At 63.9% G+C, this 13,147-nt stretch carries 11 protein-coding genes; 4 read left to right on the top strand and 7 right to left on the bottom strand.

Annotated features, from left to right (window positions below; translation table 11 throughout):
• From Q8X51_RS30625 to Q8X51_RS30615, 3 genes are all read right to left on the bottom strand, one after another.
• A partial coding sequence (locus Q8X51_RS30625; protein WP_407694997.1) for a DUF4347 domain-containing protein occupies positions 1-1,554 on the bottom strand: 1,554 nt, incomplete at its 3' end.
• 52 nt (positions 1,555-1,606) lie between these two features.
• The gene (locus Q8X51_RS30620) at positions 1,607-2,440 is read right to left on the bottom strand and encodes a sulfotransferase family protein (protein ID WP_137212691.1); all 834 of its coding nucleotides are present in this window, start codon (positions 2,438-2,440) and stop codon (positions 1,607-1,609) included.
• Between the two features lie 116 nt (positions 2,441-2,556).
• Entirely contained in the window at positions 2,557-4,161 is a 1,605-nt protein-coding gene (locus tag Q8X51_RS30615) for a glycosyltransferase family 39 protein (protein ID WP_407694680.1), read from the bottom strand.
• Positions 4,162-4,357: 196 nt separating this feature from the next.
• Here Q8X51_RS30615 and Q8X51_RS30610 point away from each other — a divergent pair, with 196 nt between their 5' ends.
• Both Q8X51_RS30610 and Q8X51_RS30605 read left to right on the top strand, forming a co-directional pair.
• Complete coding sequence (locus Q8X51_RS30610) at positions 4,358-4,945, top strand: phage tail protein (protein WP_323147388.1); 588 nt, start codon at positions 4,358-4,360, stop codon at positions 4,943-4,945.
• Positions 4,946-5,000: 55 nt separating this feature from the next.
• Positions 5,001-5,309, top strand: coding sequence for a DUF6916 family protein (locus Q8X51_RS30605; RefSeq protein ID WP_137212688.1), 309 nt, complete (start codon positions 5,001-5,003; stop codon positions 5,307-5,309).
• Here the strand turns inward: Q8X51_RS30605 and Q8X51_RS30600 are convergent.
• The 4 genes from Q8X51_RS30600 to Q8X51_RS30585 are packed head-to-tail and all read right to left on the bottom strand — an operon-like array spanning position 5,285 to position 10,004.
• A complete protein-coding gene (locus Q8X51_RS30600; RefSeq protein ID WP_137212687.1) occupies positions 5,285-5,800 on the bottom strand; it encodes a GNAT family N-acetyltransferase in 516 nt (171 codons plus the stop codon). The genes Q8X51_RS30605 and Q8X51_RS30600 overlap by 25 nt on opposite strands.
• Positions 5,801-5,815: 15 nt before the next feature.
• Positions 5,816-7,915 (bottom strand): HlyD family efflux transporter periplasmic adaptor subunit, encoded by a 2,100-nt coding sequence (locus Q8X51_RS30595; RefSeq protein WP_323147390.1) that lies wholly within the window; start codon positions 7,913-7,915, stop codon positions 5,816-5,818.
• Entirely contained in the window at positions 7,912-9,231 is a 1,320-nt protein-coding gene (locus tag Q8X51_RS30590; protein WP_407694681.1) for an efflux RND transporter periplasmic adaptor subunit, read from the bottom strand. The genes Q8X51_RS30595 and Q8X51_RS30590 overlap by 4 nt, the downstream gene beginning before the upstream one ends.
• Positions 9,228-10,004 carry an efflux RND transporter periplasmic adaptor subunit gene (locus Q8X51_RS30585; RefSeq protein WP_137212685.1) on the bottom strand — a complete coding sequence of 259 codons (777 nt, stop codon included), beginning with the start codon at positions 10,002-10,004 and terminating at the stop codon, positions 9,228-9,230. Before Q8X51_RS30585 ends, Q8X51_RS30590 begins: the two co-directional genes overlap by 4 nt.
• 162 nt (positions 10,005-10,166) lie before the next feature.
• Here Q8X51_RS30585 and Q8X51_RS30580 point away from each other — a divergent pair, with 162 nt between their 5' ends.
• On the top strand, positions 10,167-12,329 hold the full coding sequence (locus Q8X51_RS30580) for an outer membrane assembly lipoprotein YfiO (protein WP_407694682.1): 2,163 nt from the start codon (positions 10,167-10,169) through the stop codon (positions 12,327-12,329).
• Positions 12,326-13,030, top strand: coding sequence for a DUF3142 domain-containing protein (locus Q8X51_RS30575; RefSeq protein ID WP_074848298.1), 705 nt, complete (start codon positions 12,326-12,328; stop codon positions 13,028-13,030). Before Q8X51_RS30580 ends, Q8X51_RS30575 begins: the two co-directional genes overlap by 4 nt.
• Positions 13,031-13,147: the final 117 nt, after the last annotated feature.

The raw sequence follows: 13,147 nt of genomic DNA, 5'->3' as shown, positions 1-13,147 counted from the left end.
CCCCCCACCGCCGCCACCCGCGCCGACGTTGTTGGAGATGGCCGAGTTACCGATGATCCGCAGGGTCGCGCCGGTGTCGTTGTAGATCCCCCCCACCGCACCACCGCCGTCACCACCGAAGTTGTCGTACCCGTCACCGCCACCGCCACCGCCGATGGACAATCCGCCACTGGTGGCCGTGCCACCGGCCGAACCGGTGCTATAACCCGGATACGCCGCACCGCCGGCGCCCCCCGTGGTGGAACCGCCACGCCCACCGATGTTGAAGAAACCACCGCCCGCACCGCCCTGCCCCGCCGTGCCATTGGAGCCCGTGGAGTTGAGCGTGTCGCCGCCCCTGCCGCCGGTGCCGCCGGTGATCGCGCCGCCGCCGCCGCCGCCGCCCCCGGCATATTGCGGCGTTACACCGCCACCGCCGCCACCGCCCGAAGCGGCGTTGGCGGTGACCGTAACGTTGCGCAGGGTCAAGGTGCCGGCGTTGTAGATACCACCGCCCTTGGACACCAGTGCATCGTCACCGCCGTTACCACCGTTGCCTGCCACCATGCCCCGGGTAATGACCAGGCCATCGAGAGTGGCCGTGGTACCCGCCGTCACGTTGATGATCTGGGTGCGGTATTGCCCATCCAAGGTCACATCGGCCACGTTGTCGTTATTGAGGTCACCATCGATAGTGACGTTCTTGTCGACCACCAGCACCGACGTCAGCCCGATGGTCATGCTGGTGTTGAACGTGACGATATCGCCGTTCTGCGCAGACGCCAGCGCCGCGCGCAGGGAACCCACGCCGCTATTGAGATTGTTAGTGGCGGTCCAAGTGGCCAGGCCCCATTGATACTCGCTCATGGCGCTGGCCGACAACACGTTGGCGCTTTCGATATTGCCCGTGGCGATTTCCAGGTCCCAGTCGCCGCCCAGGCCGGTGCGGTCGGTTGACGCCGCCACGTCGCGGCCGGTCAACTGCGCCAATGAATCGACCAGGCTCAAGCCACGCTCGCCTTCGGCGGTGTAGCAGCCATAGATCAGGATATCGCCACCGACGTTCATGTCCTGGCCGATCTGCGCCAGCACCTCGCTGCGGGCCTGGACGTTATCCGCCGACAGGTAACTGTTGCCCAACCACAAATCGCCGGCGTTACCGTGGGCGATGATCTGCACCGAGCTGACGCCCTGGTGGCTGTCCAGGTAGTCGGCGATCTGCTGCAAACCGTCCCTGGTCGCATCCAGTTGCACCACCTGGGTACCGGGCGCCACGCCTTCGAGCAGGCTGGCGGAATCCTTGACTCGTGAGTCGACGAACAGCACGCTCTTGCCCGGCACCGCCGCATGGGTCGCATCGACCTGGCCCTGGGGCGCGTGCGTGTCCACCGGCTGATCCGCCGAGGGGGGCTTGGCCGCCTCGGCCGTAGGCTGGGCATCCGGCTGCGCCGCATCGACCACGGTTGCCGCCACCGCACCGTCGAACAGCATTCGCGGCTCCAGGAACATAATCATTGGCGATGCCAGGGCGTGTGCCCCCTCGATTACCCGCGATTTGCCTTTGTTCCACCACATGACGATCACCTGGACTCGAACGCTTTGAACACGCAAAAAAGAAAAGCCGCAATCAGCTGATCGCGGCGTCGGTTTTCATACGAATGACATTGGCTGCACTGGCAGACCCATCGCGCCAGAACGACAACGCGGCATACTTTTCAAACAGGTCCGGCGGTAACACGGTTCGCCGGGCCTGCGGCGCGACCTTGGGCTTGACCTTGTGCAGGCCGGCAAGCCCCAGCGCCTCGTCAAAGGCCGGTGCGTCGTAGGTCAGGTGATTGAAATCATGTTCGAACCACGGTTCACCGATGAACTCATACACCAGCCGCATCACGCGCTCCGGGGCCTGGCTCAACAAGTCGTAATCGACGATCAGCAACGACTCGGCGTTCTCGCCGTAATACGCCTCTTTGAGCGCCGTCCAGGCAAAGCCTACCAAGCGATTACGCTGGGCCAGGGTTTCGCAACGGCTGTACACGGTGTTGCGCTCGTCATCGTCATTGAACAGTTTGGTGTTCTCGAACGGATTGGCGCGGTACAGACGTTCAAGGCTGTCCAAGACCCACGCCACGTTGCGCACGCAGGCGATTACCTTGGCCTGTGGGAATAGGTCATGCAGCGCGGGCATGCGCGCGCACCACTGGCGATTGGTGTCGAACACCACCGGGGTGGAGGTCTGGTTGGCGTAATAGGCGTCGAATAGCCCGCGCAACAAACGGCGGCGAGTGCTGGCATCGATTACCGAGCCGAACTCACTGCCGGCGCTGCATTGCGCCAGCACCCCATTGAATAAGGGACTTACCGGGCTGCTCATGCCGGCGTGAAAACGCGGGTTCTGCAAGAGGATCGCAGAAAGCAGGGTCGAGCCGGAACGCGGCAAGCCGGAGATAAAGTGATACTGCATCCGTTCACCACTTTGTAGGACAACATCCATTTGTCGCCGAAGAGTAGTTGAAGATTGCACGCACCACTAGGACGCAGTTGCCACCATTTTGATATTCCTTTCATAACGAATGGGTATTAGCGGCAACCTTCCGGTCGCAAGGGCTCGGGGCCGCGGCACAACACATAAAGACGCGCCCTCGCCCCGCCGCCGTCTTGTTGGCTGACTAGTCGCCAATCCGCTGGCAGCGGCGCAAATTCGTCCGGCTGTTCGTTGCTGCTGATCAGCCAGACACGCCGGGTATCGGCCGGCAAATCCGACAAGCGGTCGAGGTAGATGCGCCCGCCGTCCTGGTCCACCAGGGTGCCAAAGCCGTAGGCATTCGGCCGGGTTGGCGTGCCATCGGCCTTGGGCGGGGTGTAGAGCTGCAACTGGGCGTCGGTCTGGTCGTAATACACGTAGCTGAGGTACCACAGCATGTCACTGAGAACGATGCGGTCGTCTTCCTGGTAGTTGCGATTGACGAACTCCACTGGGCCGTTGAACTGGTCATGTTCATCCACCGTGAAGTTGTTCTTCAGCCCCAGCAGTTCCACACCGACCAACAGCACGAACAGCGCCGCCCCCAGCAGAGACAGGCGCGAGGGCAAGCGGTCGATGGCTATCGTCACCAGAATCGGCAAGCCCAGGGCGTATACGGTGAGGTAACGCTCGATAAACACCGGGGAGATAAACGACACGCCGTAGACGAGTAACAGCGGCAACAGGAAGAACAGCGCCAACAGGCTGGCCGGACGATAACGCTCGCGATCACGCCAGGCCGTAACACCCACTACACCCAGCAGCAGCAACGGGAACAGCCAGAACAGCGGCGCCCAAATGCCCAGGCCCTCATCCTGGAGCAGAAACTGCCAGATCATCGACGGCACGGAGAGCAGGCTGACCGGGTCTTCCCAGCCTATATCGCCGCCCACCTTGAGTTCATCGACATGCTGCACCAGGCCCAGCAGGTTCGGCAGCCAAGGCAGGTACAACAGCACGATGGCCACGTTGGCCAGCCACCACTGCCGACGCAGAATCAGGCGCTCGCCAGGCCGCTGGGACGTGCACAGCACGCCCAGCCACGCCCAATGCACCAGCACGCACAACGCGGTGAAGTAGTGGGTGTAGAAACCGGCGGCCATCAGCAACACGTAGGCCACCAGGCAGCGGCTGCGTTCGGGTTGGCGCACCCAATACACCAGCGCCAGCGTGGCGGCCAGCAGCCACACGCCGAGCAGCGAGTACATCCGCACTTCCTGGCTATAGCGCACCGCCGTGGGCATCAGCGCCAGCAGTACACCGGCCAATACGGCGGCACGCTGGGTCGACAGCTGGCGCGTCAGCCAGACGCCAAGCCCCACGACCACCACGCCGGGCAGCGCACTCATGCTGCGTATGGACCAGATCCCATCGCCAAACAGCTCGATCCAACCGCGCAGCATGAAAAAATACAGCGGCGGGTGCACATCATGGGCGGCGTGAAACCACAGGTCGTCCAAGGCGTATTCACTGAGCAGCAGGCTGGAACCTTCGTCGCCCCAGATCGCCGCCGCCGTCAGGCCATAAAAACGCACGGCCATGGCCAGCGCCAGGATCGGCAACCACCATAGCCGGCTCAGCCATCCGGCGCCTGCCCAGGCGCCGTTGTACGCGGCAATGGTCGCAGCCTTTTCGTCTTGCTCTACCACAGACCGTCGCACCTCAATTCCCCTGCCATTGCCTGTTTCCAGGGCAAACCCCGTGCATGCACAAACAGTCGCCACTCTAGGTCAAAAGCCCCCGGTTCGCTCGCTGTTTCGAAAGCGCCAGGCAGCGAGCGCTGCGTCTACGCTCTGCGGTGACGCCCGATCAGATTGGCGTCACACCCCGTAAAGCCCATACAAGGATGAACGATTCATGGAAGTATTCATCGGTACCATCCAACCCTTTGCGTTTAATTTCGCCCCACGAGACTGGGCCTTGTGCGCCGGTCAGACCCTTTCGCTCAGCCAGTTCCAAACGCTGTTCGCCCTGATAGGCGTCACCTACGGCGGCGATGGCGTGCAAACATTCAAGCTGCCGGACCTGCAAGGTCGGCTACCCATCGGCCAAGGCAACGGTGCAGGGCTGTCGCCACGGGTCACGGGCGAATTCGCCGGCACCGAAAGCGTCACGGCCACCCTGGCCAACCTGCCCGCCCACACCCACGATGCAACAGCGCTCGCCATCAGCACCTCGGTGCAGCTGACCAGCGTCGCCAGCAACCCAGTGACGGCGCCCACCGCCACCAACGCGTTTATCGGTGCTTCCGGCACTGGACCGGGCAGTGCCACGATCTACTCCGACCAACAAGGCGTCAGCCCGGTAACGCTCAAGGGCGTCGCCTCCACGGTGACGGGAACCCTCGCGCCTGCGGGCCAAGGCCTGCCCATGGGGTCGATGAATCCGTTCCTGGCGATCAACTTCAGCATTGCCCTGAACGGGATCTTTCCATCACGCAGCTGACACCTGCACGGGGCCGAGGCTTACAGGCCTCGGCCCTTCTGACGCGGAGCCTCCTATGTTGAACCTGGTCACCCCGGAACATTTTCGGCCGCTGCTGAACCGCACCAGCGTGCTGTACCTGCCCGATGGTTCGGCGCTGCCGATCCAGATCCAGCGCTTGAACGATGCCCCGCAAGCGAGCATGCCCGGCAGCCCTCGCGAGGCGTTCAGTGTGTTGCTCAACAGCCTGGAGCCTACCGACTTCGTCGATGGCCTGTGCCGTTTGTCACTGGCGGACACCTGCCTGGAACACGTGTTTGTGTCCCGCGAGCCCGCCATGGGCCGTGACGCGCAACGCGGTTATTTCTGCATCGTGTTCAACTGAGACGGGTACCACACCAAGCGCTGAGCGGCAGGCGTCGCTTCTTCCTCCCGAAACCCCAGCGCCAGGTAATGCTGGCGCGCATGAGGGTTGCTCGCCCAGACCACCGTGGCCACCGGGCAACACACCTGTTGTGCGGCTTGCTGCACGCCCTGCAGCACTGCCCGGCCAAAGCCCCGGCCTCGGGCGACGGGGATAAACGCCAGGTACAACACGCGGATTTCATTGGGCCCGAAGTCGGCACTCAAGGCGCCGATGGGGGTATCGAGTTTCTCGATCACGTAATGCAGCGCACCCGGAAAGTGCTCGCCCATGCCGCGCTCCTGAACCTGAAACTGCTGGGCGATGACCTCCTCCACCAGGGCCTGCTCACCATCGATCCACTGCAAGTCCGGGCGTGCCGAGCGGTAAAGCCTGTGCAAAAACGGCTCGTCGATACTGCGTGACGGGCGCACCGAGAGACCCAGCGCCAACGCGCCTTCCTTGTTCAACATTGCGTTCCACTCCTGTCAGAACCCGCTTTCCCTAACCCCCAACGCTGCCACCCGTCGCCAGGCCACACCCAGCACCGACTCACGGCGCCCTTGCAACACCACCACACCGCGCAGCGGCTGATGGGGTGTCGGGATCGGTTGCACACTCTTCAAGCGAGCGCCGTATTGGGCCTGTACCGGCTCCGGACGCTGGTTTTCGTCACGGCGTACGGCTATCGGCCCATGGTGGTCGGAGGTCAGCGCCTCTTGATCCAGGTAGGCCACGCCGTTGGCGTCGATGTCGGTCAATTCCACCGCGATGGCGGCGTGCATCGGGTCATCGGCGATGAAACGCCCGGTCGCCCCCGGCGCCACGCGCCACAATTCGGCTTCAGCCACATAGCCGCGCAGACGGGCGCCGTCTTCCACCACCCGCGCCAGCGCGTCCTTGGGTGACAGCCAGCGGCCCACGCTCAACTGCGGCAGCACATCGCGCACGATGCCGGCATGGGGCGCTCGCAACAGCAGGCGCTCACGCTGCGCGGCGAGGCCACGGTACTCGGCCAGGGCCTGGGACAGTCGCTGGTCGTTGATGCCCGCGTCCGCCGCCGTTTCACTGCGACCCGCCTGGCGGCGCATCTGCAACTGCAGGATCTCCACTTCGCGGCGCACGATACTTTGCCGGGCATCAAGGTCAGGGGATTCCAGCTCAATCAGCACCTGGCCCTGGCTCACCGTTTGCCCATCGACGACCTTCAACCCCTTGACCCGCGCCGCCACAGGCGCATGCAGCGCACTGGCGCGTCCCGCCTCGAGCATCGTCGGCAGTTCCACGGCGCTGCGCCATGGCACCACCAGCGCCAGCAGGATCAACAGCAACCCCAGGCCGGTCAGCAGCACCCTCGGCGCATAGGCCTGGCTGCGCCGGCTCCACCATTCGCGCCATTCCTTGAAGATTGGCAGGAAGATGAACCACACCAACTCCACCAGCATCAAGAATATCCCGAGCAGTTTGAAAAACAGGTGGTACACCGCCAAGGCGATCCCCAGGAACAACGCTGCCCGCCACAACCACGCCAGGTAACCCCACCACAGCAGGCGCCGTTGCATCGTCGGTGACCAGGGCTCCGGCGCCGGCTCGCCGTAGCCGAACAGCCACTCACGCAGGCGCCAGCGGCATAGAGCGAATGCGCGACCTTGCAGGTTATCGACACCCCACAGGTCACTGATCAAAAAATAACCATCAAAGCGCATGAACGGGTTGAGGTTGATCGCCAGGGTGGTCAGCCACGTGGCACTGGCCAACATGAACGCCGCCGTGCGGGCCGGGCCGTCCGGCAACAGCGACCAGGCCAGCAGGGCGACACAGGCGAGCAACAATTCGGCCATCACCCCGCCCGCGCCGATCATCAGGCGAGAGCGGCGATCATTGACGCGCCAGGCGTCGCTCACGTCGGTGTAAAACATCGGCAGCATCACCATGAACGCCACACCCATGCTCTGTACCCGGCAGCCGGCGCGCTTGGCCATGAACGCATGGCCGAACTCATGGCACAGCTTGGCGAAAAACAACGCGGTGCCAAAGGCCAGGGCGCCCCCCAGGCTGAACAGGTGCGGGAAGGTCGCCAGGAACCGCTGCCAGTCCCGCGCGACCAGAAACACGCCGAACCCCAGGATGATCGGCAAACCACAGCGCAACAGGCCCGGCCCGAAGCGCGCCAGCCACGGCCATGCCCGGTTGAGAAAAGCGTCCGGACGCCACAGCGGGATGCGGAAAAACAGGTATTGGTGCAGCAGGACTTTCCCCAGGCTTTGTTTCTGCGCGGCGGCTTTATACAGGTAGCTGGCCCGTTGTTCGGGGTCGAGGGCGGCGATCAGGTCGTGGGCGCGTAGAAAACTCAGCAGTTCATCTACCTCGCTGCCGCCCAGGGGCAGGCCCGGCTCACGGTTGGCGGCTTGCAGGACTTTTTCCGGGTCGCCCAAGGCCCAGTGGCGCAACAGGCGGATGGCGGTCGCACCGAGCTTGAAATAGCGCCCGCGCACCGGATCGGCGAGGGTCCAGCGCGGCGAACCATCCAGGGCGGCGCCGGCGCTGGACAGTTGCAGGTCTTCGCGCAGCTTGGGCAGGCACGTCACAGGCCCACACTCTGGCGCAGACCCGCCAGCGGTCGGCGCAACAGGTACAGGGCCAGCGGCGCGCGCTCGCCAAAGACCTTCGCGGTACCGCGCAGGCCAATACGCGGCGGCGCTTCATCGAACTGCGCGTCCAGGCGATAAGCCAATTGCCCGCCCGGAGTGGGCTGGGCCTCGTAGGCGGCGCGTTGCAGGGTGGCGAGATAGCGCTGCAACGGATCGCTGTCGAGGAACAGCGCGACCTGGGCGTGCGGCTCCAGCGCAATCGCATCGCCCACCGCCAGTTCAATGCGCAATTCGGCCTGGGTCGGGTCGGCGATCTGCAACAGGCGCTCGCCGGTCTGCACCGGTTTGCCGGTCCAGCGTTCGGCGTCGGCGAATACCGCGATACCGTCGCGTTCGGCGCGCACTTCGCTGCGCTTGAGCAACTCGCGGGCATAGTCACGCTCGGCGCGTTTTTGCTCGACCCGCGCGGCCAGCAGGTCGATGCGCGAACTGGATTCGGCATCGGCAAAGGCACGCTGGGCATTGGCCTTGAGTTCCGCTTCGGCCACGCCCAGGGCGCGCGCGGCCACATCGGCCTGAGCCGTGAGGGTGGTGCTTTCAAAACGCAGCAGCAGGTCGCCGGTCTTGACGACCTGGTTGGGTTTGACCAGGAATTCGGCGATCACCCCGTCCAATGGCGCTGCCACCACCTGCCCGGCCAGCGGCACCACTTCAGCCGGCGCCAATACCGATTGGCGCACCGGGATCAGCAGCGTGAGCAACAACGCAACGCCCACCAGCACCTGGCGCTTGCGGGTCAGGCGCAGCCGCCACGGCTGGCGCGGTTGCAGGGCGAGCCAGGCATGGCTGCAAGTATCGCCCCACTGCGCCAGCAACACCTGCTCGGCGGGTTTCCACGGCGTGTCCCGCGCCAGCCACAAACCACCGAACACGCGGCCTTGCGGGTCGATCAAGGGCAGCCAGAACACATGGCCGGCGGACAGGCTTTGCCAGTCGGCCTGCACCTGGGCGCTCAATTGCTCGGCCGGTACCACCCGTGCGTCCTGGCTCAGCGCCTGCTTGTGCAATTGCGCCACGGCCTGCTCGACGAACGCCACAAACGGCGCATTCGGGTCGACACTGCTCACCGCCGTCACCGCCCGCACCTTGCCGGCGATCAGCAGCGCCGCATGGCGATAGCCGAACAACGGCTGACCGTCGTTGACCAGGCCGTAGGCCAACTGCTCGATGGTTCGGGCGGCACGGGTCTGGTGCTCAAGCGCCAGAAACTGGGCGAATACCCGCTCGGTATTGCCCGGCATCGGGGCGTTCATTGCAGTTGCGCGAAGTGGGCGGTACCGCTCATGCCCGCCATCAACCCGGTAGCATTGGTCACAGCGGCAACCAGTAAAAGCGTCTGGCTACCTTCATCGATGCGGGCGCCGAGACGTTTGACGGTGGCGTTGAACGCCTGGCCGGTTTCATCGGGGGTAAAGCTGAAGGTCTGGCCGGGCTTGAGCTTACCCATCCAGCGCGACGGCACCAGCAGGTGGATTTCCAGGCTGCGGTTGTCGACGATTTCCAGCAGCGGCGCACCCGCCGAAACACTTTCATAACGCTGGACCTTGCGCTGCACCACCTGGCCGTCATACGGCGCCAGCACGCTGCAGCGCTTGACCTGCACCTGGTAGACCTGGGATTGGGCCTGGGTTTCGGTGAGCTTGGCTTCGGCGCGGGCCACTTCAAAACGCCCGACGGAATTCAGTGCGGCCAATTGCTTGTTATGGGCCAGCTCTTCACCGGCACCACGGCTGGCGGCTGAAGCCGCATTGAGTTGGGCCTGGTAGGCCGAACAATCGAAGCGCGCCAGGGTGTCACCCTTCTTGAACGACTCGCCTTCGCTGAACGGCAGGTCGACAATGCGCCCGGATAATTCGCTGGCCAGCATTGCCTGGTCGCGGGCACGCAATACGCCACGGGCTTCACTGTCGGTGCTGGCGGCGGTCGTTGTGGAGGGATGATCCAACAGCGGATCGTCGGCCATGGCCATGGTTGCCACACCCAGCACACAGGAAAAACTTAACATCCATTTACGTAGGTGCGTCATGCGCATGCTTCTCCCTGAAGATCACCGCAGTCTAGGGCAGCAAGATTTAATTGCCACTATTCCCGCCCGACAAATCAGCAATTTGTGTAGGGCTTCACCGAAGCCTGCGTAGGAACACGTTATGATTGCCGCCCTCCAAGGACCCAGGATCAAGGACACGTCATGCGCATCGGTTTTCTATCTCCCCTCGCACTGGCCCTGCTGGCCGGTATTTCCCAGCAGGCCCAGGCCAGTTCCGACGATTCGTGCTACCCCGATTGGCGTGTCTCGCGTGACAGCCTGGACCCTTGTAACAACGTGCCGTTCCTGAGCCCAGGCAATGACAGCCGGGCCAACCTGCGCCTGTTGCTGGCCGACAAAAAGGCCGCGCCGTTGGCGCCCAAAGCGTTGAGCGAAGATGACCTGGCCCAGGGTTTCGGCCCGGTGCCGTTCCCGGTGTATCGCCTGGCCGCTGCCTCCAGTGCAGAGACTGAGCCCGACTCGGACGATTCGCCTACCGCCGAACTCGACACCCTGCTGACGCCCCTGGGTATCAAGCGCGAGGAATACAAAACCGCTGGCGAAGCGTTCCTCAATGGCGAAGGCAGCCGCTGCCGCAGCAACGACGATGACAGCGCCACGGCGTTTATCCGCCAAGTGGTCAAGGCCGACATGCCGGCGGACGAGCGCGCGCTGCTGGCAAAGGCGCGGCTGCAACTGCTCACCACCTGCACCTGGGATGGCCCGGTGATCGCCGAAGCGCAGCAGATCCAGTCAGCCGGCGGCCAACTGTTTCGCACCTACCTGCAAGCCGCCGCCGATTTCTACAGCGGCCGCTTCGCCGAGGCCGCGCAAGGCTTTGCTGGCGTCGGCAGTGCACAGTCGCCGTGGCTGAAGGAAACCGCGCTGTACATGACCGCCCGCACAGCGCTCAACCAGGCCCAGGCCAACACCTATGACGAAGACGGCGTGCCGCACCTGGACCGTGTGGATAAGCCCGCATTGGCCACGGCCGAGCAGGGTTTCAACGCCTACCTGAAAACTTACCCACAGGGCGAATACGCGGCCTCGGCCCACGGTTTGCTGCGCCGGGTGTACTGGCTGGCCGATGACAACACCCAGCTCGCCGACGCGTTCGCCTGGGCACTGACGGCCACCGACGAACAGCGCAATGTGTCGGAAGATCAGCTGGTAGAAGAAGCGGATCTCAAGCTGTTGATGGTCAACAGCGATACCGTCAAGACCCCGATGATCCAGCTCGTCAGCGACCTGATGGTGATGCGCGGCGGCAACCAGCCGGCCCTCAGCCGCGCCGACCTCGAGAAGCAAAAAGCCGCGTTCGCCAGCGAGCCAGAGTTCTATGACTACCTGCTGGCTGTGTGCGCGCTGTACATCGAGCATCAACCGGACGCTGCCTTGAAGCAGTTGCCGCAAAGCGTGCCGTCGAGCCTGAATTACTTCGCCTTCAGCCAGCAGACCCTGCGCGCCCTGGCCCTGGAAGCCAAGCAAGACTGGAAAGGCGCCGAGGCCTTGTGGCTGCAATTGTTGCCACTGGCAAAGCTGCCGTTGCAACGCGACCAGTTGGAGTTGGCACTGGCCATGAACTACGAGCGCAGCGGCCAACTGGCCAAGGTGTTCGCCAGCGATTCGCCGATCAGTGCCAGGCAGGTGCGCTACATCCTGCTGCGCAACGTTGCCGGGCCTGAACTGCTGCGCCAGCAGATCGCCCAGGCGAGCGATCCGCTGGAACGCCAGACCGCGCAATTCGTGCTGCTCTACAAAGACCTGCTGCGCGGCCAGTTCGCCACGTTCGCCGAGGACCTCAAGCAACTGCCGGCCCAGGCCCCCGAGGACAAGCTGGGCACCAGCCTGGGTTATGTCTACAGCGCCAGCCAGACGCTTAAGCTGTTCCAGTGGAACGGCGACAAGGCCGAATCCGGCTACGCCTGCCCCAGCATCGCGCAAACCGCAGCGACCTTGCAGACCGACGCGAAGAACCCCCAGGCCCTGAACTGCTTCGGCGAATTCATCCTGCGCAACAACCTGGACGGCATGCCTCTGGAGCAGGCCCGCGCCGCCGGCAGCCTGGGCAGCACCGCCTCGGACTTCAAGGGTGAAACCTTCTCGCGGCTCGACGGTTACCAACAGGTCATCGGCAACGCCAAGGCGCCGAAAAACGACAAGGCCTACGCCCTGTTCCGCGCCATCAACTGCTACGCGCCGGCCGGCTACAACAGCTGTGGCGGCAAGGACGTCGAACCCGGCGTGCGCAAAGCCTGGTTCCGCCAGCTGAAAAGTGGTTTCGCCGACACCCAGTGGGGCAAATCGCTGCAGTATTACTGGTGAAACACCTGTGGCTGGGCTTGCTGTTGCTGGCAAGCCCGGCATTCGGTGCCGTCGATGCCCGCGACTACGACGCCTTCTGGCTGTGGAGCGGCGTCACGCCGCAGCCGGTACTCAAGCAGGCCAAGACCCTGTACATCCTCCAGGGCCAGATCAACGCCACCCGCCGCGCGCCCCAGCGCGGTGTGCAGCTGATCGCCCAAGGCATCAGCGTACCGCGCCTCACCCGCGGCGACGTCTGGGTGGTCTACCGCGCCCACACCCTGCACTGGCCCGAACAGGTCTATACCCAACTGCTCGGCCAGGTACAACGCTGGCGCGACGCAGGCAACCCAGTGGTCGGCATCCAGATCGACTTCGACGCCCGCACCCAATACCTGCACGAATACGCCGACTTCCTGCGCGACCTGCGCCAGCGCCTGCCGGCCGATCTGAAACTGAGTATCACCGGCCTGATGGACTGGAGCAGCAACGCCGACCCCACCGCCATCAGCCAGCTCAAAGGCGTGGTGGATGAGGTGGTGGTGCAGACCTATCAGGGCCGCCAGAGCATCCCGGATTACGCGGCATATTTGCCACGGATGAACCGGATGGGGCTGCCGTTCAAGATCGGTTTGATTCAGGGTGGAGAGTGGGAGGAGCCGGGGTACTTGCAGGGGAGTGAGTGGTTTCGAGGGTATGTGGTGTTTTTGCAAAACCGTTGACATGAGTGTCAACCCTGTGCAAGAAAGTGTCCTCTGTCCGCGGACAGAGGACACTCGCTTTTGGAGCCCCATGAAAAGTCAAGACATCGTCATCTTGTTCAAACTGATCAGCCTGGA

The organism is Pseudomonas sp. Yb2C2, from assembly GCF_052112325.1.
GTDB lineage: Bacteria > Pseudomonadota > Gammaproteobacteria > Pseudomonadales > Pseudomonadaceae > Aquipseudomonas > Aquipseudomonas marginalis.
Note: the sequence above shows the minus strand (reverse complement) of the source record. Positions and strands in the feature narration are given on the sequence as shown.